The organism is Paenibacillus sp. 01T443, from assembly GCF_056398325.1.
In genome coordinates this window covers 363,496-383,830 of record NZ_JBFTPE010000001.1, presented here as the reverse complement: position 1 = coordinate 383,830, position 20,335 = coordinate 363,496, and the positions used below count along the sequence as shown (strand labels likewise).

General features: G+C 47.4%; 27 protein-coding genes and 1 pseudogene. 24 read left to right on the top strand and 4 right to left on the bottom strand.

The window, feature by feature from the left end; genetic code table 11:
• Positions 1–22 precede the first annotated feature (22 nt).
• Positions 23–272 (bottom strand): annotated as a pseudogene (locus AC1DLI_RS01890) (spore photoproduct lyase family protein); the annotation flags it as partial.
• 285 nt (positions 273–557) lie between these two features.
• On the opposite strand from AC1DLI_RS01890, the gene mntR reads away from it, so the two are divergent.
• Positions 558–980, top strand: a complete 423-nt coding sequence (mntR, locus tag AC1DLI_RS01885; protein ID WP_053376766.1) for a transcriptional regulator MntR — start codon at positions 558–560, stop codon at positions 978–980.
• 73 nt (positions 981–1,053) lie between these two features.
• Here mntR and AC1DLI_RS01880 read toward each other — a convergent pair whose 3' ends face one another.
• Entirely contained in the window at positions 1,054–1,371 is a 318-nt protein-coding gene (locus tag AC1DLI_RS01880; RefSeq protein WP_477599091.1) for a hypothetical protein, read from the bottom strand.
• Between the two features lie 32 nt (positions 1,372–1,403).
• Positions 1,404–2,366, bottom strand: coding sequence for a DUF1385 domain-containing protein (locus AC1DLI_RS01875; protein ID WP_477599089.1), 963 nt, complete (start codon positions 2,364–2,366; stop codon positions 1,404–1,406).
• A 215-nt stretch (positions 2,367–2,581) separates the two neighbouring features.
• Here AC1DLI_RS01875 and AC1DLI_RS01870 point away from each other — a divergent pair, with 215 nt between their 5' ends.
• The 5 genes from AC1DLI_RS01870 to AC1DLI_RS01850 all read left to right on the top strand — a co-directional run bounded on the left by AC1DLI_RS01870 (position 2,582) and on the right by AC1DLI_RS01850 (position 6,689).
• The gene (locus AC1DLI_RS01870) at positions 2,582–3,091 is read left to right on the top strand and encodes a YqhR family membrane protein (protein WP_477599087.1); all 510 of its coding nucleotides are present in this window, start codon (positions 2,582–2,584) and stop codon (positions 3,089–3,091) included.
• Between the two features lie 89 nt (positions 3,092–3,180).
• Positions 3,181–3,621: a type II 3-dehydroquinate dehydratase gene (gene aroQ, locus AC1DLI_RS01865; protein WP_477599085.1), complete on the top strand. Its 441-nt coding sequence runs from the start codon at positions 3,181–3,183 to the stop codon at positions 3,619–3,621.
• 25 nt (positions 3,622–3,646) lie between these two features.
• A complete protein-coding gene (locus AC1DLI_RS01860; RefSeq protein WP_477599083.1) occupies positions 3,647–4,720 on the top strand; it encodes a M24 family metallopeptidase in 1,074 nt (357 codons plus the stop codon).
• Between the two features lie 28 nt (positions 4,721–4,748).
• The gene (gene efp, locus AC1DLI_RS01855) at positions 4,749–5,306 is read left to right on the top strand and encodes an elongation factor P (protein ID WP_053376760.1); all 558 of its coding nucleotides are present in this window, start codon (positions 4,749–4,751) and stop codon (positions 5,304–5,306) included.
• 129 nt (positions 5,307–5,435) lie between these two features.
• Positions 5,436–6,689: an aspartate kinase gene (locus AC1DLI_RS01850; RefSeq protein WP_477599081.1), complete on the top strand. Its 1,254-nt coding sequence runs from the start codon at positions 5,436–5,438 to the stop codon at positions 6,687–6,689.
• Positions 6,690–6,859: 170 nt separating this feature from the next.
• Here AC1DLI_RS01850 and AC1DLI_RS01845 read toward each other — a convergent pair whose 3' ends face one another.
• Entirely contained in the window at positions 6,860–7,573 is a 714-nt protein-coding gene (locus tag AC1DLI_RS01845; protein ID WP_477599079.1) for a 2-phosphosulfolactate phosphatase, read from the bottom strand.
• Between the two features lie 134 nt (positions 7,574–7,707).
• Between AC1DLI_RS01845 and AC1DLI_RS01840 the strand changes: the two genes are divergently transcribed.
• The 18 genes from AC1DLI_RS01840 to xseB all read left to right on the top strand — a co-directional run bounded on the left by AC1DLI_RS01840 (position 7,708) and on the right by xseB (position 20,333).
• Positions 7,708–7,974, top strand: a complete 267-nt coding sequence (locus tag AC1DLI_RS01840; RefSeq protein ID WP_169081913.1) for a YqhV family protein — start codon at positions 7,708–7,710, stop codon at positions 7,972–7,974.
• Positions 7,975–8,077: 103 nt separating this feature from the next.
• Positions 8,078–9,130: a stage III sporulation protein AA gene (gene spoIIIAA / locus AC1DLI_RS01835; RefSeq protein WP_477599077.1), complete on the top strand. Its 1,053-nt coding sequence runs from the start codon at positions 8,078–8,080 to the stop codon at positions 9,128–9,130.
• Positions 9,127–9,645, top strand: a complete 519-nt coding sequence (gene spoIIIAB, locus AC1DLI_RS01830) for a stage III sporulation protein SpoIIIAB (protein ID WP_308996724.1) — start codon at positions 9,127–9,129, stop codon at positions 9,643–9,645. Before spoIIIAA ends, spoIIIAB begins: the two co-directional genes overlap by 4 nt.
• Positions 9,646–9,660: 15 nt before the next feature.
• The gene (gene spoIIIAC, locus AC1DLI_RS01825) at positions 9,661–9,864 is read left to right on the top strand and encodes a stage III sporulation protein AC (RefSeq protein WP_308996723.1); all 204 of its coding nucleotides are present in this window, start codon (positions 9,661–9,663) and stop codon (positions 9,862–9,864) included.
• Between the two features lie 39 nt (positions 9,865–9,903).
• A complete protein-coding gene (gene spoIIIAD, locus AC1DLI_RS01820; protein ID WP_477599074.1) occupies positions 9,904–10,299 on the top strand; it encodes a stage III sporulation protein AD in 396 nt (131 codons plus the stop codon).
• Between the two features lie 5 nt (positions 10,300–10,304).
• Complete coding sequence (gene spoIIIAE, locus AC1DLI_RS01815) at positions 10,305–11,552, top strand: stage III sporulation protein AE (protein WP_477599072.1); 1,248 nt, start codon at positions 10,305–10,307, stop codon at positions 11,550–11,552.
• Between the two features lie 17 nt (positions 11,553–11,569).
• Positions 11,570–12,325 (top strand): stage III sporulation protein AF, encoded by a 756-nt coding sequence (spoIIIAF, locus tag AC1DLI_RS01810; RefSeq protein WP_477599070.1) that lies wholly within the window; start codon positions 11,570–11,572, stop codon positions 12,323–12,325.
• A 31-nt stretch (positions 12,326–12,356) separates the two neighbouring features.
• Positions 12,357–12,989, top strand: a complete 633-nt coding sequence (gene spoIIIAG, locus AC1DLI_RS01805) for a stage III sporulation protein AG (protein WP_477599068.1) — start codon at positions 12,357–12,359, stop codon at positions 12,987–12,989.
• A gap of 31 nt (positions 12,990–13,020) precedes the next feature.
• Entirely contained in the window at positions 13,021–13,638 is a 618-nt protein-coding gene (locus tag AC1DLI_RS01800) for a SpoIIIAH-like family protein (RefSeq protein ID WP_477599066.1), read from the top strand.
• 240 nt (positions 13,639–13,878) lie between these two features.
• Positions 13,879–14,370 (top strand): acetyl-CoA carboxylase biotin carboxyl carrier protein, encoded by a 492-nt coding sequence (gene accB, locus AC1DLI_RS01795; RefSeq protein ID WP_477599064.1) that lies wholly within the window; start codon positions 13,879–13,881, stop codon positions 14,368–14,370.
• A gap of 53 nt (positions 14,371–14,423) precedes the next feature.
• The gene (gene accC / locus AC1DLI_RS01790; RefSeq protein WP_477599062.1) at positions 14,424–15,779 is read left to right on the top strand and encodes an acetyl-CoA carboxylase biotin carboxylase subunit; all 1,356 of its coding nucleotides are present in this window, start codon (positions 14,424–14,426) and stop codon (positions 15,777–15,779) included.
• Positions 15,780–15,914: 135 nt separating this feature from the next.
• Positions 15,915–16,322: an Asp23/Gls24 family envelope stress response protein gene (locus tag AC1DLI_RS01785; protein WP_477599060.1), complete on the top strand. Its 408-nt coding sequence runs from the start codon at positions 15,915–15,917 to the stop codon at positions 16,320–16,322.
• Positions 16,323–16,423: 101 nt separating this feature from the next.
• A complete protein-coding gene (amaP, locus tag AC1DLI_RS01780) occupies positions 16,424–16,981 on the top strand; it encodes an alkaline shock response membrane anchor protein AmaP (protein ID WP_477599058.1) in 558 nt (185 codons plus the stop codon).
• Between the two features lie 14 nt (positions 16,982–16,995).
• The gene (locus tag AC1DLI_RS01775; protein WP_477599056.1) at positions 16,996–17,226 is read left to right on the top strand and encodes a DUF2273 domain-containing protein; all 231 of its coding nucleotides are present in this window, start codon (positions 16,996–16,998) and stop codon (positions 17,224–17,226) included.
• A gap of 136 nt (positions 17,227–17,362) precedes the next feature.
• Positions 17,363–17,806, top strand: a complete 444-nt coding sequence (gene nusB / locus AC1DLI_RS01770) for a transcription antitermination factor NusB (protein ID WP_308996712.1) — start codon at positions 17,363–17,365, stop codon at positions 17,804–17,806.
• A gap of 49 nt (positions 17,807–17,855) precedes the next feature.
• Positions 17,856–18,716 carry a bifunctional methylenetetrahydrofolate dehydrogenase/methenyltetrahydrofolate cyclohydrolase FolD gene (gene folD / locus AC1DLI_RS01765; protein WP_477599054.1) on the top strand — a complete coding sequence of 287 codons (861 nt, stop codon included), beginning with the start codon at positions 17,856–17,858 and terminating at the stop codon, positions 18,714–18,716.
• Between the two features lie 8 nt (positions 18,717–18,724).
• Complete coding sequence (xseA, locus tag AC1DLI_RS01760; protein ID WP_477599052.1) at positions 18,725–20,101, top strand: exodeoxyribonuclease VII large subunit; 1,377 nt, start codon at positions 18,725–18,727, stop codon at positions 20,099–20,101.
• Positions 20,079–20,333: an exodeoxyribonuclease VII small subunit gene (gene xseB / locus AC1DLI_RS01755; RefSeq protein ID WP_308996709.1), complete on the top strand. Its 255-nt coding sequence runs from the start codon at positions 20,079–20,081 to the stop codon at positions 20,331–20,333. Before xseA ends, xseB begins: the two co-directional genes overlap by 23 nt.
• Positions 20,334–20,335: the final 2 nt, after the last annotated feature.

The window sequence follows — 20,335 nt, the reverse complement described above, 5'->3', positions numbered from 1 at the left end:
GAGCTTGGTCAAAGTCAGATGCCTAAGTAAAGTATTCAATTTTCAATTCCGAAAAATGTTCAGAAATGCGCTCCGATAAATAGATGCGGAGCGCATTTGCCTGTTCATCGGGATAAACGTATTCCCTTGGTCGCATCGGGCGGGAGCTGATCTGCAAGCCTAGCTATAAGCTCGCCATAGCCATTCTCCTACCCTTCATACAAATAATCAGAGCAATTGATGAAGCCCATCGGATAACCTGCCCTGGCTACCTTTGCAGCCACCTCGATGCGCCAGAATACCTTCTTTTTTGACCCATTCAAAAATTCGCTGTCCTTTTGGATAATTTAGAGCAGAAGGCTCAAAATAGACAAGCTCAGGAACGAAGGAGAGTGTGGAGCGATCTGTTTTGGAGTGGAGTAGGGGCGTTGTTGAAACTGGTTTGTTCAAGCGACATTCGGGTTTGGAAAACGACTTTGGAATGCCGAACGGGTTGCAGTGAATGCTGCGAACAGTGTATGATACTATGAGTAACGCCTGCGTAGTAAGGTGAAGATGTATGGTTAGGGGGTTCTTCAGTGCCGACACCGAGCATGGAAGACTACTTGGAAAGAATTTATAAGTTAATTGATGAAAAAGGTTACGCGCGTGTCTCGGACATTGCAGAAGGACTAGAGGTTCATCCGTCCTCCGTCACCAAGATGATTCAGAAGCTCGACAAGGATAATTATTTGATTTATGAGAAGTATCGCGGGCTGGTCCTGACGAATAAAGGGAAGAAAATGGGTAAAAGGCTTGTCGATCGCCATCAGCTGTTAGAATCTTTTTTAACTACGATTGGCGTACAGGACGAGAACATTTACCAGGATGTTGAAGGGATCGAGCATCATTTAAGCTGGGATTCCATTACCTGTATTGAAACATTGGTTGAATATTTCCGTAGAGATTCGCAGAGAATGGACGAGCTCCGCGCCGTTCGGGCGGAAATGGACAGCGAGTAATACATACAAAAAATGGACAAAAAAAAGGTCTGGGCATCGCTGCCTCAGACCTTTTTTTATTTTAATGGCTTGATTAATGGTATTTGGGCAAATCATCGTCTTCCTTGCCGCCCTCGATGACGCGGAACGGAACCGTTTTGGAACGCGGCTTGTTTGCTTTGGTTTTAGCAGCAGTTGCCCGGCTTTGCTTGACCTGCGTTCGTCCTTGCTGCGAATTGTATCCTCTTAAAAAAGAAGGCGGATATTTATATAACCAGAAGATTCCGCCAAGCACCACAATAGGAATGATAAATGTTAGTGGACTTAAGATAACGCTGTAAACGAGTCCGATTACTAGCAGCGCCAAAAATGTAATGGACCAAATATTCCATTTGCCTGATGTTCTGCTCATTTTAAATACCGCCTTTCCTTACATTCGAAAAACTATTTTATTTGTTTGTCCAGCTCGAGCATGCGGCTGAAAGAAGCAATGGATACGGCAACCTGCTCATCGCGAGGCTCTTTCGTCGTTAGCAGCTGCAGCCATAGGCCGGGATAACCGAGATAGCGCAATACCGGTATATCACGCAATGCGTTGGTCCATCTCAAAACTTCGTAGGAGAGACCAAGTACCAAAGGCAGCAATAAAATACGGATGTATACGCGCTCCCAAATGGAATCCCACGTAAAGAACGGCAGTGAATAGACAACAACGCCGACGATCACCGTGAATACGATAAAGCTGGAGCCACAGCGGTAATGGAGACGGCTGTATTTCTGTACATTCCGGATTGTTAGTTCTTCGCCCGCCTCATAAGCGCTAATTACTTTATGCTCGGCGCCGTGATATTGGAACAAACGCTTAATTAACGGTGTCATGGAAATGAAATACAAATAAGCGAGCAATAAAATGATTTTGATAAGTCCTTCTAATAAATTATGACCGATTTTGTTAACAAATACCCCAGAGAAAAGCAATTCTTCAAGTGCTGCAGGAGCTGCAGTAAAAATGAGCTTTCCAAAGATAAAGGACAGCACACCCGCAACAGCCACACCAACAACCATACTAAGGCTCCAGCCTTGTTTTTTCTCTTCTTTTACGATTGGGGCTTGCTCTGCCGAATTTGTTTCTTTTTCTTCGCCCGCCTCATCCTCCGCATAAGCCTCCATTGAGAAGTTCAAATGCTGCGAGCCTTTGGCGCTTGATTCAAGTATGCCAACCACGCCTCGAACGAGCGGGATTTTTTTTAGAGCTTGAATCCATGTCTTGGTTGTACGAGGAACTTCATAAAATACGATTTCATCATTCTTGCGCCTTACAGCGGTTACGTTAACATGTTTGCCAGCAAACATTACGCCTTCGATAACTGCTTGTCCGCCATATATGTTTCGGGAGTCTTGCGGCAAGTGCTTGTCACCTTCCTTGAGTGGAATATCGTCTTAGCTGATACATCTAATGTACCTTGAACTTTGTAAGTCTATTGTACTTGATCTATTAGCTAATTGCCAACGTAAGCATATGGGAAGCGCAAGTTAAGAGAAAGCGTACGGACGGTTATGAATCGGAATTTTTTCACATACTAATTCGGATTACACAGGAAACAGGAGCGGAGGAATTCAAAATGGCAAACAAGAAGCAAAAAAACAGACATCATGAGCAGGAGCATCATACGAACCCTTGGCTTTACTCACTCCAAATTGGTTTTTTTGCGGGGCTTATTTGGGGTATTATACGCTGGATGTTCTATGAGATGAAATTTACGACGATACTTCCGGGGTTTGCTGCCGATCCGTTTTTTAAGGAATCATTTTTAAAGACGGGATGGGGGGAGGTACTGGGAATCGCATTTTTCATTCTCTTTTCAATAGCTGCTGCTTTTCTTTACAAAATAGCGCTGGGCAAATTGCGAGGACCATGGCCGGGAGTATTATACGGTGCCGTCTGGTGGGCTATTTTATTTATTGTTGTCGGTCCGATGCTTGGAATCATGGGAGGCATAAGACAAGTCGGCTGGAATACGCTGTTTACCGAGCTTTGCGTCTTTCTTCTTTGGGGTGTATTCATTGGATATTCGATAGCATTCGAGTTCACGGATGAAGCTTCAAGGGAGCCAATTAAAGTGCAGTCATGAGTTCTACTTCTCAAGCAGCAGACATTTGTGGTAAAATGGCTAATGATCTTTGAACCTATGATGGATTCGGTTGCTTGGGAGGTGCATTCATGCACAAAATCGTTATATTGAACGGACCGAACTTAAACATGCTCGGGATTCGTGAGCCTGATGTATACGGGTCAGAAACGCTGGCAGACATCGAATCGCTCTTGAAGGATAAAGCCGAGACGCTTGGCGTCTCCGTTGAATTTTTCCAAACGAATCATGAGGGCGAAATGATTGATCGAATACATAGCGCGTTTGGCAAAGCGGACGGTATTGTGATTAATCCCGGCGCTTGGACGCATTACAGCTATGCGCTTCGCGATGCGCTTAGTTCCATTGGGGTGCCAATCATAGAGGTACATATGTCGAACATCCATAAACGGGAATCGTTCCGTCATGTATCCGTTGTTGCGGCAATTGCAGTAGGACAAATTGCAGGCTTTGGCTCACACAGCTATGAGCTCGGATTAACTGCACTCGTGCGTCACTTGGACAAATTGTAAGAAGTCATGAAAGGGTGGAACGGTTATGCCAAACGAAAGAGTAAAGCGACTTCGCCAGCTGATGGAAAAACATCGCTTTGAAGCGATACTAATTGGTAGCGAGTATAACCGACGCTACATAAGCGGCTTCACGGGTTCGTCAGGTATGGTGCTGATTACGCTTAGCGAAAGCTTTTTGCTTACGGATTTCCGTTATCGTACGCAAGCGCCGCAGCAAGCAGTCGGTTTTCAGATTGTCGAGCATGGGGCCAGCCCGCTTGTTGATGTGCTGGAGATTCTAACACAGCAGAAGTTATCAAAGCTTGCTTTCGAGCAGGATCATGTCGTGTATAGTGAATTTACGTCATGGACCAAAACGCTCAGCGGCATTACGCTGGAGCCTGCGTCAGGATTAGTCGAGCAGCTGCGCCAGATCAAGGACCCAGCCGAACTGCAAATTATGCAGGAGGCAGCTGATCTTGCAGACAGCACCTTCAATCATATTCTGAAGCTGATTCGTCCAGGCGTGCGTGAAACGGATATTGCTCTGGAAATGGAAGTGTATATGCGCAGTCACGGCGCTACATCTTCTTCCTTTGACACCATCGTAGCATCCGGCGAACGTTCTGCATTGCCGCATGGAGTAGCCAGCGACCGCATTATCGGTAATAATGAGTTTGTGAAGCTAGACTTTGGCGCCTACTATAACGGCTACTGCTCCGATTTGACTCGGACCGTAGTTGTCGGAACGCCAACAGCCAAGCATTTGGAGATTTATAATATCGTTCTCGAAGCACAACTACACGCTCTAGAACATATTAAACCGGGCATGACTGGTCGTGAAGCGGATGCGCTAACTCGCGATATCATCACGAAATACGGTTATGGCGATCTCTTCGGACATGGAACGGGTCATGGACTCGGCATGGAAATTCACGAAGCACCGAGATTGTCCAAACTAAGCGAAACGATTTTAACCCCCGGCATGACGGTTACGGTTGAACCCGGCATTTACGTACCAGGCTTCGGCGGCGTGCGCATTGAGGATGACATCGTTATTACGGAAACCGGTATTAAAATATTAACCTCATCCCCGAAGGACTTGATCACTCTGGGTTAAGGACTATTCATTCAGGAGGGAATCAGCAATGATTTCAGTAAACGATTTTAAAACAGGCTTGACCGTGCAAGTAGACACAGATATTTTCACCGTTCTTGACTTTCAGCACGTTAAGCCAGGTAAAGGCGCGGCATTCGTTCGCTCCAAGCTGAAAAATCTCCGCAACGGAAACGTTGTTGAGAAAACCTTCCGTGCGGGCGAGAGCATCGGACGCGCAATTATCGAAAACCGTGAAGTGCAATACCTGTACAACTCCGGCTCGGAGTACACGTTTATGGATAATGAAACTTTCGACCAATTTAATTTGGACAAGAAGCAGCTTGAATGGGAGCTTAACTTCTTGAAAGAAAACATGAACGTAAACATCTCAAGTTACCAAGGAGAGATTCTTGGTATCCAAATGCAAAACAGCGTTGAGCTGAAAGTTATTGAGACAGAGCCAGGCGTTAAAGGAAATACAGCACAAGGCGCAACAAAAACAGCTAAGGTTGAGACTGGCCTTAATGTTCAAGTGCCATTGTTCATTAACGAAGGCGACGTTTTGCTTATCGATACACGCGAAGGTAAATACATCTCGCGCGCTTAGTAAGCAGATCAAAAAAACCGTCCGGATCGTATCGGACGGTTTTTTTGTAGGTGGATATACCCATGACGACGCTCGTTGTGGTATAATATTGACTTGTATGTACATGTCAGGGTTGGGAGTGAATCAGCTTTGTCGTTGATAGTGATGAAGTTTGGCGGCAGCTCCGTGGGAACGCCGGAGCGGATGCAGCGCGTAGCGAAGCGAATAATTGAAAGGCAGAAAGAGGGCAACGATATCGTTGTCGTCGTTTCTGCCATGGGAGATACGACGGACGATTTAATCGATCAGTCGAAATTGCTTAATCCAAATCCGCCGGCGCGGGAAATGGATATGCTGTTAACCGTTGGTGAACAAATATCGATAGCATTATTGTCGATGACCGTTCATCAATTAGGAGCTAAGGCCGTGTCCTTTACGGGCTGGCAAGCAGGCATTCGCACAGAAGCGGTGCATGGCAAGGCAAAGATGACCAATATTAATCCTGAGCGTGTTTTCAAAGCGCTGGAGCAAGGCAACGTAGCCATTATTGCCGGTTTCCAAGGGATGACAGAGGACGGGGAAATTACGACACTCGGCCGCGGCGGCTCTGACACGACGGCAGTTGCGATGGCAGCTGCGATGAATGCAGACGTTTGCGAGATTTATACGGATGTTGACGGCATTTATTCAACCGATCCCCGTGTCGTGAAGAATGCACGCAAACTAACTGAAATCTCGTATGATGAGATGCTTGAGCTCGCTAACTTGGGCGCTGCCGTATTGCATCCGCGAGCGGTGGAGTATGCAAAGCACAACAATGTTAAGCTGGTTGTGCGTTCGAGCTTTACCCAAAACGAAGGTACTAGTGTGAAGGAGGAAGCGGTCATGGAGCAAGGCGTGGTCGTTCGCGGCATCGCGTTTGACAAAAATGTAGCAAGAATAAGCATATTGGGTGTTGAGGATGTACCGGGTGTGCTTGCAAATGTGTTTGGCGCATTGGCTGCGAACGGCATCGATGTCGACATTATCGTTCAAAGTGGTGTGCAGGACGGCAAAGCTGATTTCTCCTTCACCGTATCTGGCGACGACAAGGATAAAGCGATCTCGGTAATCGAGGGAATACGCAGCACGGTTCCTTTCCGTGAAACTACATCGGAATCGGATCTTGTTAAAGTATCGATCGTAGGTGCAGGCATGGTTAGCAACCCAGGGGTAGCGGCAAAAATGTTCGCATCGATCTCATCCCTTGGCGTAAGCATCAAGATGGTTAGTACCTCTGAAATCAAATGTTCTTGCGTGATTAGCGCTGAACCTTTGAGTGATGTTGTACGTGCGCTTCATACCGCATACGGACTAGATACAGCAGAGCAGGCTTTCGTAGGCGGTCCTCAGGATCGTCGTTAATAAAAAAAGAATCTCTATCAAAAAGGCATGCTCCGGAATACCGGGGCATGCCTTTTTTTAATATATAGGCATTTATGATTTCACATATAAATGGGCCTATATTGCTTTGCAAAACGTATGCTTTCCCGACATAGGACGGCAACAGCCGTTTATGCTTATGCGCTGAGACATTAACCGTTCCTCGTTAGCTGATCGCCGTTTAGTCTTGGAACATCGTGATAAATATCGATGGCGGAGCAAGCCTCGATATCTTTTTTCATGCCAAGCTTCAAGAGCTTTTTCCCCGTCATGCCATTCATAATCGTTTCTTTCACGTTTTGTGACCGGTTCCGGTAAAGCGCGAGCATAGCTGTTCCAAAATCATCCATCTCGATCGAGACCAGGCTTATGGAGTGAAGTTTATCCAGCACGAGTCCGGCGCATAGGCCATCCTCAATAGCAAATTCATCGTGGCTTCCCGCACATAAAATGACAACATCCCTGCGAAGATCAATCGCGGCCCGCGCACAAGCTTCCGCATTTAGAAGAGACGCTGTCAGCACATAATCCGCTCTCATCGATTTGTGTATGGCCCTCGTACCGTTTGTGGTCGTCAGCACAATTCTTTTACCAGCGACAATCTGTTCGGTATATTCCTCAGGCGAGTTCCCCAAATCAAAACCTGCGATCTTTCGGCAAAAACGTTCGCCTCCAAGCAAATCGCCAGGGCGCTGGAGTGCCCTGGCCTCCATAACCGTTTCAGCAGGGATTACACAGGAAGCCCCTGCGGATAAAGCGGCTATGATGGTGCTTGTAGCTCGCAATACATCGATAATGATAGCCGTTTTGTGATGAAATCTTGCGGAGCTTGCCTCGTTAACACTGGAAATGACCTGCACATGCATGATGTGTATTCCGCCCTTCTTAAGCTCAATACCTTATGATATGCGTTTGCCTCTGGGCAGGTGTCCGGTATGAAAGCCAGACAAGCCTGCATATGAATAAGGAACATCTGGATTAAGAAAGGAGGTTCGCGTTCATGTTAAATAAAATCGTATTGACGATGGCCTCGCTGCGGCTCACTTCCGGAACGATTGAAATTTGCGCCGCGCTGTTGATGCTTAGATTAAACCAAATCGACAAAGCGCTTGTCGTAAATTCATCGCTTGCTCTAGTAGGTCCGCTCATTCTAATTGCAACGACAACGGTGGGGCTCGTCGGGATGTCTGACAAGCTGTCTCCGTCCAAGTTTTTATGGGTTGGAGCAGGCGTGATTTGTTTAATGATCGGTATTTTAAAAAAATAATAGATTTCAACTCTAGCAATTCCCAAACGAAGCAGACATATTTTCGAGATGCACGCATACAAATAGGAACTACGAAGGACAAACACCCGGGAGTGATAATCACATGCTGGCACGCGTAGCGCATTTATTGCCATTGGAGCTGAAGACGCTGCTGGAGCGCCTTCCTGAACCAATGCAGGAACAGCTGGAGGAAATTCGGATTCGAGAGGGACGGCCGCTTGAAATAGGCTTTCGCGGACAGTCTCGATTTATGATGATTGACGGCTCGCTGCGTCAGGCTGCTGATGGAGCATACAAGCCCTCGGCAGATACCTGCCGCAAGCTGCTTGAACGCATTACCAACTATTCCTTATACGCGATGGAGGAGGAGCTGCGAAGGGGCTTTATAACCGTATCAGGAGGCCATCGCATCGGCCTTGCGGGCAGAACGATATTGGACGGCGGTTCGGTACGCGGTATCCGTGATATCGGCGCATTCAATATAAGGGTAGCTAGAGAGGTGATTGGCGCAAGTGCCCATCTTTTGCCTAAGCTTATTGACCGAACAAGGAAGACGCTGCATTCTACGTTAATCTTAGCTCCACCACAACAGGGTAAGACAACGCTAGTGCGGGACATTGCGAGATCCGTCAGCTATGGCTTATGGCCCACTTTAGAAGCAAGCGGCTGGCAAGGTAGAAAGGTCGGCATCGTGGATGAACGCTCGGAAATCGCGGCTTGCGTTCGCGGCGTGCCCACCTTTGATGTTGGTCCAAGAACCGATGTGATGGATGCTTGTCCCAAGGCAGAAGGCATGATGATGTTGGTTCGTTCCATGTCGCCCGAGGTGCTGATTATAGACGAAATCGGCAGACCTGAGGACGGCGAAGCGATCCGGGAAGCAAGCCATGCGGGCATTAGCGTAGTCGCCACCGCGCATGCCTATGATTTACAGGACGCAAGAGGCAGGCCGGTATTGCTTAAGCTGCTGGAAGAAGGGGCATTTACGTATGTGGTTGAGCTAAAGCGTACGGAGCAGGGCATCATGCACCGTGTAGTACCGACAGAAGCGATTGCGGCACGGCTATCCACGCGCGAGCACTCAACCTTAAGCCGTTCTGTACCGCCGGATGCTGTACATGCCTTGACAGGCAGACATCGAGCTGATGACCCGTGATAAAGCTGATTGGCGCGGTTCTGCTCTTGTTTGCAGGGACGATGATCGGCTTTCAGCAGGCTGCGAAATTCGCTGAACGGCCAAGGCAGCTGCGGCAGCTCGCACATGCCCTACAGCGTCTGGAGACCGAAATCGGCTACGGACATACACCGCTGCCGGAAGCGCTGGAGAGAACGGCATCAGCAACGCCGGAACCGCTAGCAGGAATATTCCGGAAAGCGGCCAGCGGTGTGTGGGAAACGGAGAGCTTTAGCTTCCGCGATAGTTGGGAGCAGGCAATCAAAACGCAGTGGGATATGACTTCGATGAAAAAAAACGAGCAGGCTGTCCTTATTCGTCTTGGCTCAACGCTTGGGATCAGCGATAAGGAAGATCAAATGAAGCATATCCATCTTGCGTTATTGCAACTGAAGGCTGAGGAGGACGCAGCGAGAGACGATCAGGGGCGTTACGAGAAGATGTGGAAAAGTCTCGGGATTTTGATTGCTGTGCTGGTCGTCATTTTGATGGTGTAGTGGGGTGCCGCATAGATGAACATGGATGTGAGCGCCATTTTCCAAATTGCCGGGATCGGAATTGTTATCGCAATGGTACATTCTGTATTGAAGCAAATGGGGAAGGAAGATATGGCGCAATGGGTTACCGTTATTGGTTTTATAGTCGTTCTGTTTATGGTTGTCCGGCTCCTCAATGAATTGTTCCAGGAAATTAAATCGATATTTTTGTTTCAGTAGACGTCTTCTAAAGGACGTTCATGCAAGCAGGTGAGCGAAGTGGAAATGATTCAAATCGTCGGACTGGGTCTGATGGCTACGGTACTCATACTTGTCATTCGGGAGCAAAAGCCGATGTTCGCTTTTCTGCTCGCCGCATTTACGGGATTGTTCATATTCCTGTATTTGATTGGCAAAATCGAAATTGTCATTTCTGTGCTTGAGGATCTGGCTAATCGATCAGGTATCCCTTCCATTTACTTGAAGACGGTCTTAAAAATCATCGGAATCGCGTATATCGCGGAGTTTGGTGCCCAGATCGTCAGAGACGCAGGTCAAGAAAGCATCGCGTCCAAAATCGAGTTTGCAGGCAAGGTGTTTATTCTCGTAATGGCCGTTCCCATTATCAGCGTTATCGTCGAGACGGTGATCGGTCTGCTGCCGGATGGGAGTTGATGCCAATGATAAAGCTCGCTCCTGCCCGAGAAAGAGCCAAGCTGTTGCTATTTATACTAATTGCGACTTTCTTATTTTCTTTTGTACCTCACATTGGATATGCGATGAGCGATGAGAGCGCGGCGCTTCCTACCGGCAATCAAGCGGAAGCCGATAAGCTTTCGCAAGAGCTGGCAAACGAGCAGCTGGGAAATCTTGAAACAGAAGCCGTTGAGTCGTACTGGAATAAGCTTTCAAGTGAGTACGGCGGTTACTTTCCGGATCAGCATGTGCCTAGCTTTATGGAAATGATTTTGCCAGGAGGCGACGGACTTAAATTAACGGACATGCTGCAAGGGCTTGTAAAGTATTTGTGGCACGAGGTGCTTTATAACGGAAAGCTGCTCGTAACGATCGTCATGCTAACGGTATTCAGTATGGTTTTGGAGACACTTCAGAACGCATTTGAACGAAATGCGGTAAGCAAGGTTGCCTATTCAATTACTTACATGGTTCTCATCATCATCGCGGTGAACAGCTTCCATGTTGCAATGGGTTATGCGAAGGGGGCAATCGAGAGCATGATTCAATTCATGCTGGCGATGGTTCCGCTTCTTCTAACGCTCCTTGCCTCAATGGGAAACGTCGTGACGGTTTCGGTGCTTCATCCGCTCATTATTTTTATGATCCATGCAGTAGGCACGCTCATTTATACTTTGGTATTCCCGCTGCTTTTCTTCTCTGCTGTGCTTCATATCACGAGCGCACTTTCCGAGAAGTTTAAGGTTACGCAGCTGGCTAATCTGCTCAGGAACATCAGCGTCGGCATTATGGGTGTACTGTTAACCGTATTTCTTGGTGTTATTTCGGTACAAGGCGTAACGGGCGCGGTTACAGACGGTGTTACGCTGAGAACGGCAAAATTCGTCACTGGAAACTTTGTTCCCGTTGTGGGGAGGATGTTTTCCGATGCGGCGGATACCGTAATCTCAGCATCGATGCTCGCCAAAAACGCCATAGGTTTGGCTGGCGTAATTGTACTACTATTCATCAGCGCGTTCCCTGCAATCAAAATATTGACGCTGGCGCTTATCTATAATGTAGCCGCTGCCGTCATGCAGCCGCTTGGAGATTCGCCGATCGTAACCTGTCTGGAAACGATAGGCAAGACGATGATCTATGTATTCGCAGCACTGGCTGCAGTCAGTCTCATGTTTTTTCTTGCGGTTACGATCATTTTGACTGYAGGCAATGCGGCATTGATGGTGAGGTAAGGAAGGGGACGAGGGTTGTGGTTGCTTGGTTAAGCGACTGGCTGAGAGATATCATTGCAGTCATTCTGCTGGCGGTATTCGTTGAACTGCTGCTCCCAAATCGAGCGATGCAGCGTTATGCACGGCTCGTTATCGGCTTATTTATCCTCCTGACCATTCTCTCGCCGATCCTTAAGCTAATTCAAAGCGATATTGGAGAAAAGTTGGATGAAGGCATGGAGAATTGGAGTAAATCAGCGATGGCTGGCGAGAATCAGATGGCCGGTCTAAGTCAAATCAATCGAGATGCCGAAGCGATGAGCGAGAAACGCAGCCTAGAAGCCGCCAAATTAACGGAACGAACGCTTGAGGCCTCTATTTTAAATGAGTTGGTCGAGCGAACGGACGAAGGGATAGCTGATGTGGATGCAACGCTCAAGTGGGTCAGCGTATCCGGCCATCAGACGCCTTACATCAGTCAAGTAACCGTGACGCTCCAAACGAAAAAGCAGAATAAAGGCCTGGTAAAGGAAGGTGATCCAGTGGAAGAGGTTCAGCCTGTCATCGTCGATGTAGATATCGAGCCAGTAGAAGCTGACGGCTCGTTTCCTAGCAGCCAAGCAGCAGAAGCTGTAAACGGTCGATCTAAGGAGACGGAGCAGGCAGATGGGGAATGGTCGAGAGCAGACCCTGCATCGGCATCCCAAATAAGCAGCTTGATTACGAAAGGCTGGGGATTGGCTGAGGATCAAATCATCATTAGGCAGCCAGCAGAGCAGCGGTTGCCTAAGTAAAAGGTTGGGAATGGAGAGGAGGTAAGGCGCGGTGGCCAAATGGCTGGAAAGCTTAGAATCAGCGGTTGGCGGCGGTCCAGGCGGCCCGAAGCGAGTACGGACGCTGCGAATATTGCTAATCGTTGGGGGGATTGGCGCAGCGCTAATGATTTTAAATTCATTTTTGCCATATAAGGGAGTTGAGCCCTCGGTGCAGGATCCAAATCCGCCGCCTCAATCCGAGACGGTTTGGAGTAGTTCGGATTCATCAGCTGGATCTTTGTTTACAGCAATCGAGCACTCTATGGAGACCAGGCTGAAAGATATACTGGAGAAAATCGTAGGAGTAGGAACCGTGAATGTGCTTGTTACCGTCGATTCCACGGAAGAAATAGAGATCGTGCAAAATACGCAGGAATCTCAGCAGGTTACAGATGAGAATGACCCAAACGGGGGGAAACGGCATATAACCTCCATTACGAAAGAAGGACAGGTTGTTTTGTATGAGGTTTCCGGTGACCAAAAGCCCATTGTAAAAAAAACGATTAACCCGCGTATACGCGGAATTCTCATAGTCGCTAAAGGTGCTGAAAATGCAACGGTCAGGCGTCTCATCACAAATGCGGTGGAGAAAGGCATTAGCGTGCCGATTAATCGGATTTCTGTTGTTCCAAGCAAGCAATAAACCAAATTGAAATGTTGGGGAGGGTGTTCTCATGAACACGAAAAGACAAACGGTATGGCTTGTATCGATGCTTAGCTTAATGGTGGTTCTGTCGGCTTATTACTTATTCACGCAGGATGTTGAGTCACCAGATGTACTTACAGACGGATCGCAAACGGAGCAAGCTGCCAACAATGCTACTGAGGCGGCAGCTAGCGGAAACGACCTGGTGGTTAATGAAGTGGAGCAGCCAGCTGGTGAAGAAATCTTAAGCGATGCGGACAAAGAGGCATTGAACCAGATTGAAGAGCAAGGCTTGGCGGCGGGCGGCTTGTTCAGTGAGCTGCTTGCAAAACGGGAGCTCAAGTACACCGAAGAAGATAACAGAATCATGGCCGCAATTAACGACACGCAGAAAAAACCGGAAGAAGCATCCGCCGCGATCGCGGAGCTTGAAATGCTTGAAGAAAAAAATTCTAAATTGACAGGCATTGAATCAGAACTGCTGAAGCAATATGAAAACGTGGTGATCGACGAGCAAAGCGATAAATACCATGTTGTCGTTTCCAGCGATAAACTTGAGAAAAAGCAAGCTGCTGATATTATCAAACTGGTGATGACCACGATGGAGGTTGGCGCGGATCAAGTGTCCGTCCGCTATATTCCATAAAGAGTTTACGCTTCACAATAGAGAAAAGGCCTTAGCGTTCCAGCATATGAGCTGGTGGCGCCAAGGTCTTTTTTTTCGTGGTTAACTTCCAGCGAACAAAAAATGATTCGTGTTCAGGCTTGTTTATGATATAATGTTAAACGTTATGTGAAAGAATTGGTTATATTGGCATGGTAACCTTATTGGGTTGCGTGCTGTAGAAGCATTTAGCTATCGCAAATTTAAGGAGTGAAAATATTCATGTTCAAATTGAGCGAGATCAAAGAGTTGATCAAATTGGTTGATCAAACTTCCGTTCATGAGCTGGAAATTGAAAACGAAGGGACTCGCCTGCTCATCCGCAAGCCAGGGAAAACAGAAGTGGTGAATGTGCAAGCGGCTCCAGTTACGCATACATACGCGCCTGCACCTTTACAAACCCAGCAAGCGGCTCCTGCTGCACAGGCTCAAGCCGTGCAAGAGGCTGCGGCAGTCCTTCCTTCAACAGATCATTTGCATCAAATTGTTTCCCCGATGGTAGGCACATTCTACAGCTCGCCGACTCCGGACGCAGCCGTTTTCGTCAAAATCGGCGATCGCGTCAGTGACAAGAGTGTCGTTTGCATCTTGGAAGCGATGAAGCTGATGAATGAGCTGGAAGCAGAGGTTCGTGGAGAAATCGTTGAAATTTTGGTATCAAATGGCCAGCTTGTTGAGTATGGTCAGCCATTGTTCCTTGTAAAGCCAGAGTAATGAAGTGAGTTAACGTCCGAACAGGGAAACTGTCGTTTGAAAGGGGTTCCTACGTGAAATTTCACAAAATATTAATTGCAAATCGCGGTGAGATTGCGGTTCGAATTATACGCGCTTGTCGCGAGCTTGGTATTAGCACTGTTGCCGTTTATTCGGAAGCGGATCGTGATTCGCTTCATGTCCGGTTAGCCGATGAAGCTTACTGCATCGGGCCTACGGCATCGAAAGACAGCTATTTAAACTTAACGAACATTATGAGCGTAGCAACGATTACCGAATGTGATGCGATTCATCCCGGTTATGGTTTCCTTGCTGAGAACGCTGACTTTGCGGAGATCTGCGAGTCATGCAACATCACATTTATCGGGCCATCCCCGGAAGCGATCAATAAGATGGGTGACAAAGCTGTCGCTAAGCTGACAATGAGAACGGCTGATGTGCCGATCATTCCGGGTTCAGACGGTCTTGTTGAGAACATGGAGGATGCCATCCGCGTTGCACGTGAAATCGGATATCCCGTGATTATTAAAGCAACGGCGGGCGGCGGCGGGAAAGGCATTCGAATTGCAGATGACGAGACGATGCTTGTTGCACAAATATCAACTGCACAGCAGGAGGCACAGAAAGCCTTCGGTAACGCTGGCGTATATCTGGAGAAATATTTAACGGGTATGAAGCATGTAGAAATTCAGATTATGGCTGATAAGCACGGCAACGCAGTTCATTTGTTTGAGCGTGACTGTTCCGTTCAACGCAGACGTCAAAAGCTCGTCGAGGAAGCACCGTGTTCCGTACTGTCACCCGAACTTCGGGAACGGATGGGACAGGCTGCAGTTCGCGCTGCGTTAGCTGTTAACTATTCCGGAGCCGGAACGCTTGAATTTTTGCTTGGACCGGATGGTAATTTCTATTTTATGGAAATGAATACGCGCATACAGGTTGAACATCCCGTAACCGAGATGATCACTAACGTAGATTTGATTAAAGAAATGATATCCGTAGCAGAAGGAAATCCGCTTTCGTTTGCTCAAAGCGATTTGAAAATCAATGGCTGGTCCATCGAATGCCGGGTGAATGCAGAGGATTCTGAAAGAAATTTCATGCCGTCTGCAGGATTAATTCCTTTTTACTTGCCGCCGGGTGGCGCGGGTGTGCGAGTGGATAGCGCAGTATATCCCGGCTACACGATTTCACCGCATTACGACTCGATGATCGCGAAACTGATTGTGTGGGGCGCGACACGTGAAGAAGCCATTGCAAGAATGAAAAGGGCATTATCCGAATTTGCCATCGAAGGCATTCGGACCACGATTCCTTTCCATTTAAAGCTCTTGAATCATCCGAAATTCGTGAGCGGAAACTTCGACATTAAGTTCCTCGAGGAGCATGATATTAACGCTACCGAGTGAGGTTGCGACAAAAATGTGAACAAGTAGTATAGTTTGTCATATTTCTTGCCGAATGTTATAGTATATTAACAAGATGCGGTTTTTTGCTTGGCTTTTCGCCGAGTACGCGCAACTTTAAGGAGGTGTACAGCCATCATGAGTACGATCGCTGCGGAGTATGAGAAAACGGACATTGGCACGATTCAAATTGCACCCGAAGTCATTGAAGTTATCGCTGGATTAGCTACGATTGAAGTGGATGGCGTCGCGGGAATGAGCGGCGGATTTGCTGGAGGCATTGTTGAGCTTCTTGGTCGTAAAAATTTATCCAAAGGTGTAAAAGTTGAAGTGGGTCAGCGTGAAGCTGCGGTTGATGTATCTATTATCGTTGAGTATGGCAATCGGATTCCGGAAATCGCTTCGGAAATTCAACGGAATGTGAAACGTTCGATCGAGATGATGACGGGACTCCACGTTGTTGAAGTGAACGTACATATTCACGATGTACATTTCAAGACGCCTGATAAACCGGAAGAAGAAGAGTTTCTACACAGAGTTAAATAAATAAAGCTGGTTTAATAAATCCCGTACAACCCCCTCGTGAATGGGCATGCCGCTCGGCGCAAGGGGGTTTTCATTCGGCTTGGCAGGAGGAGGCGCTACGCTTGATTAAGGTCGTGGACAAGCTGCTTTTGTTTTTGTATAGCATTGTAATTGGCTGTATTTCCGTTGTTCTGGTGTGCATTGGTTTCGGTTGGTTGTCCAGTGGACTCTTGAATGATTGGATAGATGAGCTCTACCGGCTCGATTCACTGAAAATCACTTTGATCGCAACAGGTGTCATCCTCTTTGTACTCAGCCTTAGATTTTTTATGGTATCGCTGCATCGCGGTTCGGCTTCCGCTCCTTCGATCGACCAAAGAACCGACTTCGGTGACATTCGAATTTCTATTGAAACCATTGAGAACCTGGCATTGAAGGCAGCATCACGTCAACGCGGCGTAAAGGATTTACGCGCACGCATTCGAGCAACGGATGCCGGACTTGATATCGTAATACGTGCTGTCGTAGATGGCGAAAGCTCAATACCGGTGCTTACGGAAGAGATTCAACGCACTGTGAAAGAGCATGTGGAGGATATAGCGGGTATACCTGTAACAAACGTAGCGGTATATGTTGCAAACATCATTCAAACAGGCACATTTAAGAGTCGCGTGGAATAGAGGTGAGTTTGCTGATGTGGAGAGAATTCTGGGCCATCTATGGAAAACGCGCAGCTGGCGCCGCGATAGGGCTGTTTTTCGGGTTGCTTTATTTGTTTGTCGGTTTTTGGGACATGCTTTTTGTAGGGCTTCTTGTCTCAATTGGTTATTGGATCGGCGTTCAGAAGGAAACAAGCAGCGGACCTATCTTTCCATGGCAGCGGCTTTGGTATTCGTTGTTAGAAAGATTTCGGCCGTTTAGATGATCCTGTGGTCTCCTCCGTACTCCGGATTTCGGAAAGCCGCTTATTCGGGGCAGGGAGGAGATCATAGGTTTTTTTTGGAATAAAGAGTATAAAAGATAAAAATATTTTATCGGCATTAAGCTGCCGCGGAGGTAACATGAAACGAAGATTAGCACGAGAAATAGCAATTTCAAGCTTGTATCAAATGGAAATGAATGAGGTTTCGGCATCGGATGCGGTTGATATGCTGATGGATGAGCTTCGTCATGAAAATGAAATCGGCGCAGACCCTTCCGAGGCTAGCAGCACGGACGAGTTCTCGCGTGAGCTCGTATCTGGCGTGATGGAACACAGACAAGCCATTGACGGGATGCTGCAGCAGTATTTGACAGGCTGGCAGATCGACCGTTTATCGCGTGTTGACCGTCAAGTCCTGAGACTTGCTTGCTATGAGATGGTGTTCCGGGATGATGTACCGCCGAAGGCTACGATTAACGAAGCGATTGAGCTTGCTAAGCATTTTGGCACAGAGGAATCGGGCAAGTTCGTAAACGGAGTGCTTGGTAAACTGCTTCTGGAGATTGAAGAACTGAAATCTTAAATGAGATACAAAATCCACACATTCATCGATGCTAAAGGAGACTGGAGCTATGTGCGCACAAATCATTGAAGGAAAGAAAATTTCCGACCTTATCCGTGAGGAAATGATTACGGAAACTGCAGCCTTGAAAGAAAAAGGTATTATTCCCGGGTTAGCGGTTGTACTCGTTGGGGAGGATCCTGCTTCTAAGGTTTATGTAGGTTCGAAGGAAAAAACATGTCAGCAGCTCGGATTTTACTCCGAGGTCCATCGTTTATCCGCTGATACCAGCGAAGAAGAACTGCTTGCAGTTATTGACCGACTTAACAATCAAGCATCAATAAACGGGATTCTCGTTCAACTGCCGCTGCCTAAGCATATTAACGAGAAGGCTGTTATTGATGCCATTAGCGTGGATAAAGATGTAGATGGCTTCCATCCGGAAAGCGTAGGCAATCTAGTTATTGGCGATGACAGCTTGCTGCCTTGCACGCCTGCAGGAGTGATCGAGCTTATTAAGCGCAGCGGCGTGGACATAGCTGGAAAACATGCCGTTGTAATCGGCAGAAGCAATATTGTCGGCAAACCAGTAGCCATGCTGCTTCTTCGCGAGAATGCCACAGTGACGATTTGTCATTCCCGTACGGCTAACATGGAAGAGATTGCTAAGCAAGCAGATATTCTCGTCGTTGCGATTGGTAAAGCTAAGGCAATCGGAAGTAATTTCGTTAAACCAGGCGCGATTGTCATTGACGTAGGCATTAACCGTTTACCTGACGGGAAGTTGGCTGGCGATGTTGATTTTGAGGATTGCTTGGAAACAGCGGGCTATATCACGCCGGTACCTGGCGGAGTGGGTCCAATGACCATTACCCTGCTAATGAAAAATACAATTACAGCAGCAAAAAGGGCTAACGGAATCAAGGAGTGATGGCAGGCATGGCAGATCAGCCTCGAATTTATTCCATAAAAGAGCTTAACCGCTACATTAAGATGAAAATGGAGTCGGATTTGCTTCTAGGCGATGTGTGGCTGCGCGGTGAGATCTCTAATTTCACGCATCACTCCAGCGGTCATATGTATTTTACGCTGAAGGACAGCGACAGCCGAATAAAATCAATTATGTTTGCCTCGCAAAACCAACGCCTTCCCTTTATCCCTAAAGAAGGGACCAAGGTAATTGCCAGAGGTAACATTTCCGTCTACGAACGCGATGGCAATTATCAGTTTTATGTCAATTCCATGCAGCCGGACGGGATTGGAAGCTTATATCTTGCTTTTGAGCAGCTCAAAAGCAAGCTGAGTAATGAGGGGCTTTTCGCGCAATCACGAAAACGGCCAATTCCTCTTTTTCCAAGTGCAATCGGGGTCATTACTTCTCCGACAGGGGCGGCGGTTAGAGACATAATAATAACCTTACAACGACGCTATCCTTTAATACCAATCTATGTCTACCCCGTGTTGGTGCAAGGGACGCAGGCTGCGCCTGCTATCGTTAAAGCGATAGAAGCAATGAACCGTTTTGGCGAGGTTGACGTATTAATAGTTGGGCGCGGCGGCGGATCACTGGAAGAGCTTTGGGCTTTCAATGAGGAAGCTGTCGCACGAAGCATTGCGGCTTCCGTGATTCCTGTAATCAGCGCTGTGGGGCATGAGACGGATTTTACGATAGCGGATTTTGTAGCGGATTTGCGAGCTGCGACTCCGACAGCTGCGGCAGAACTTGCTGTACCGAGTACTTCAGAATTACAGCAGCAGCTTCGCCGTCAGCAGCAGCGGCTCGTGCAAGGTATTCGTTATCGTGTTCAAGACGAAAAGGAAAAACTACAGCGCATTCGTCGTTCACCTTTTTTCTTATATCCGCGGAAATATTTATTGGAGCAGGCCGAACGACTGGATCGTTTGACAGAACGTCTGGAGCAGCGTACAAAGCGAATAACCGATCGTGGTCATACAAGGCTCGCCAGATTACAAACGACACTGGCAGGTCATCATCCCGGTGACAGGGTAGCTTTTGCCTCAAAAAGGTGGCAGACAGCACATAAACAGTTGGAGCATGCCATGAGCATATCCGTTAAGGAGAATAAGCATAAGCTTTTCAGCACGATGAAGCAGCTTGACGCTTTAAGTCCATTAAAGGTTATGTCACGAGGATATAGTCTTGTTTATGACGAGCAGGAACAACGATTGATTAAATCGATTCAAGATGTGAAGCCTGGCGATATCGTTAAGGTGAAGGTAGCAGACGGCCAGCTGGATTGTCATGTAGACTCATTGAGGGGAGCTCGGATGGATGGCAGCAAAGAATCAGAGTGAGCTTACTTTTGAGCAAGCGATGGAAAGATTAGATTCTATTGTATCTAAACTTGAGAACGGCGACGTTCCTCTTGAGACCGCAATCGAGCTGTTTCAAGAAGGCATGAAGCTATCGCAGCTTTGTGGGGGCAAGCTTGAGCAAGTTGAACGTAAGATTGAATTGTTGATAGAGACGGAGCAAGGTTTTCAGAAAAAACCGTTTACAGACGTGAACGAGGATAAAGGGGAATAAGC

What these genes read in the sequence shown, in the direction of transcription:
- folD (WP_477599054.1), top strand. Translation starts at nt 17,856, where the DNA reads ATGTGCGCACAAATCATTGAAGGAAAGAAAATTTCCGACCTTATCCGT.
- AC1DLI_RS01800 (WP_477599066.1), top strand. Translation starts at nt 13,021, where the DNA reads ATGAACACGAAAAGACAAACGGTATGGCTTGTATCGATGCTTAGCTTA.
- AC1DLI_RS01840 (WP_169081913.1), top strand. Translation starts at nt 7,708, where the DNA reads ATGTTAAATAAAATCGTATTGACGATGGCCTCGCTGCGGCTCACTTCC.
- spoIIIAC (WP_308996723.1), top strand. Translation starts at nt 9,661, where the DNA reads ATGAACATGGATGTGAGCGCCATTTTCCAAATTGCCGGGATCGGAATT.
- AC1DLI_RS01860 (WP_477599083.1), top strand. Translation starts at nt 3,647, where the DNA reads ATGCCAAACGAAAGAGTAAAGCGACTTCGCCAGCTGATGGAAAAACAT.
- AC1DLI_RS01785 (WP_477599060.1), top strand. Translation starts at nt 15,915, where the DNA reads ATGAGTACGATCGCTGCGGAGTATGAGAAAACGGACATTGGCACGATT.
- xseB (WP_308996709.1), top strand. Translation starts at nt 20,079, where the DNA reads ATGGCAGCAAAGAATCAGAGTGAGCTTACTTTTGAGCAAGCGATGGAA.
- AC1DLI_RS01880 (WP_477599091.1), bottom strand. Translation starts at nt 1,371, where the DNA reads ATGAGCAGAACATCAGGCAAATGGAATATTTGGTCCATTACATTTTTG.
- AC1DLI_RS01870 (WP_477599087.1), top strand. Translation starts at nt 2,582, where the DNA reads ATGGCAAACAAGAAGCAAAAAAACAGACATCATGAGCAGGAGCATCAT.
- efp (WP_053376760.1), top strand. Translation starts at nt 4,749, where the DNA reads ATGATTTCAGTAAACGATTTTAAAACAGGCTTGACCGTGCAAGTAGAC.
- nusB (WP_308996712.1), top strand. Translation starts at nt 17,363, where the DNA reads ATGAAACGAAGATTAGCACGAGAAATAGCAATTTCAAGCTTGTATCAA.
- spoIIIAA (WP_477599077.1), top strand. Translation starts at nt 8,078, where the DNA reads ATGCTGGCACGCGTAGCGCATTTATTGCCATTGGAGCTGAAGACGCTG.
- aroQ (WP_477599085.1), top strand. Translation starts at nt 3,181, where the DNA reads ATGCACAAAATCGTTATATTGAACGGACCGAACTTAAACATGCTCGGG.
- AC1DLI_RS01775 (WP_477599056.1), top strand. Translation starts at nt 16,996, where the DNA reads ATGTGGAGAGAATTCTGGGCCATCTATGGAAAACGCGCAGCTGGCGCC.
- accB (WP_477599064.1), top strand. Translation starts at nt 13,879, where the DNA reads ATGTTCAAATTGAGCGAGATCAAAGAGTTGATCAAATTGGTTGATCAA.
- xseA (WP_477599052.1), top strand. Translation starts at nt 18,725, where the DNA reads ATGGCAGATCAGCCTCGAATTTATTCCATAAAAGAGCTTAACCGCTAC.
- AC1DLI_RS01845 (WP_477599079.1), bottom strand. Translation starts at nt 7,573, where the DNA reads ATGCATGTGCAGGTCATTTCCAGTGTTAACGAGGCAAGCTCCGCAAGA.